Annotated in this window: 3 protein-coding genes; 1 reads left to right on the top strand and 2 read right to left on the bottom strand. The window is 75.2% G+C overall.

Going from position 1 to position 1,772, the window contains the following annotated elements; genetic code table 11:
* The coding region (locus AOK18_RS27455; protein ID WP_055696076.1) for a pseudouridine-5'-phosphate glycosidase at nt 1-907 on the bottom strand (907 nt) is incomplete at its 3' end.
* A gap of 126 nt (nt 908-1,033) precedes the next feature.
* On the opposite strand from AOK18_RS27455, the gene AOK18_RS27450 reads away from it, so the two are divergent.
* Entirely contained in the window at nt 1,034-1,486 is a 453-nt protein-coding gene (locus AOK18_RS27450) for a VOC family protein (protein WP_055696075.1), read from the top strand.
* Between the two features lie 45 nt (nt 1,487-1,531).
* On the opposite strand, the gene AOK18_RS27445 is transcribed toward AOK18_RS27450, so the two are convergent.
* A partial coding sequence (locus AOK18_RS27445; protein ID WP_139058405.1) for a methylated-DNA--[protein]-cysteine S-methyltransferase occupies nt 1,532-1,772 on the bottom strand: 241 nt, incomplete at its 5' end.

Raw genomic sequence — 1,772 nt, 5'->3', positions numbered from 1 at the left:
GGCTGGCGGCCCAGGCCGTCGCGACGCGGGCCGCCAGCCGCACGTTGCCCCGGACCGCCGCCAGGTTGGCGGCGAGGGAGGCGCCGTCGGTGTGCCGCACCAGGTGGTCGAGCAGGAACGGGGTGACCGCCTGACCGGTAATGCCCTCCTCCTCGCACGCCCGCAGCGCCCCGTCGAGCACACGGGCGTGCAGTCCGGGGTCCAACTGTTCCTCCACGGGCACGGGGTTGGCCACGATCAGCGCCGACCCGGGCCCGCCGAGGGCGTCCTGCGCCCGCATCACCTCCGCCACCTGCTCCGGTGTGTCCAGCCGCCAGTCCACGGGGTGCCCCGAGTCCGACAGGTAGAAGCCGGGGAAGCGGTCCGTGCCGTATCCGGCGACCGCGACCCCCAGGGTCTCCAGCCGCTGCAGCGTCGCCGGCACGTCCAGGATCGACTTCACGCCCGCGCACACCACGGTGATCCCGGTCCGTGCCAGCAGTCCGAGATCGGCCGACTCGTCCTGGGTCACCGTCCACTCGCGGTGCACCCCGCCGAGCCCACCGGTCGCGAACACCCGTACGCCCGCGAGCGCGGCCAGCAGCGCGGTGGCCGACACCGTGGTGGCCCCGCTCGCCCCCGAGGCCACCGCGAGCGGCAGGTCGCGGTGACCGAGCTTGCGGACGCCGTCCTCCCGGGCCACCCGCGCCAACTGCTCCTCGTCCAGGCCGACCCGGGGCCGCCCGTCCAGCACGGCGACCGTGGCGGGGACGGCGCCCTCCCGCCGCACCGCCGCCTCCAGCTCCGTCGCCACCCGGAGGTTGCGCGGCCGGGGCAGCCCGTGCGCGATGATCGTGGACTCCAGGGCCACCACCGGCCGGCCGGCGGCGAGCGCCTCCCGCACCTCTTCGGACACCGTCAGGATCACGTACCGTCTCCCGTCTGTCGCTCCCCCTCATCCCTGGCGGGCCGGGCGCCCGGTCAAACCCCCCGGGGCCCGTCCGCCGGAGAGCCCCCTTGCGGGCCGGCGCGGACCTCCGGGAGCCTGGGACACATGACGGAGAACACGGCACGCCCCGGCCCCCGGGACACGGCACGCCTCGACCACGTCGTCCTCTGGGTGCGCGATCCGGTCGCGGCCGCGGACTTCTACGGGAAGGCCGTCGGCCTGGAACTGGTCAGGCTCGCCGAGTTCTCCGCGGGCGAGGTGCCCTTCCCCTCGGTACGGGTCAACGAGGAGACCATCCTCGACCTCATGCCGCTCACCATGGCGGAACGCATGACGATGCTGCCCGGCGCCGCCGAAGCCTCCGGCCACCCCGTCAACCACGTCTGCCTGTCCCTGCCCGCCGACGACTTCGCCGCGCTCCGCGACCGCCTCGGGGAACAGTCCGTCCCCATGACGGACCTCTCGCACGACTCCTTCGGCGCCCGGGGCCCCGCCAGGCGCAGCTTCTACTTCCGCGACCCCGACGGGAACGTCTTCGAGGCACGCCACTACGACTGACGGCCACCGGGACCTCCCGCCCGTCAGAACCCCGCCAGAACCCCGTCAGAACAAGGGCTCCGGCAGCACGCCCTCCAGGGCGAGCAGCCGCCGCTTGGCCTCCAGCCCGCCCCCGAACCCGCCGATGCCGCCGTCCCGCTCCACGACCCGGTGACAGGGCACGACCACCGGAAGGGGATTCGCGCCCATCGCCGTGCCGACGGCCTGGGCGCCCTCCGGCCGGCCGACCCGGCCGGCCAGGGCGCCGTACCCCACCACCGTGCCGTACGGCACGCCGGAGGCCAGC

This window comes from Streptomyces prasinopilosus (assembly GCF_001419695.1).
GTDB lineage: Bacteria > Actinomycetota > Actinomycetes > Streptomycetales > Streptomycetaceae > Streptomyces > Streptomyces prasinopilosus.
This window is presented reverse-complemented; position numbering and strand designations above follow the sequence as displayed.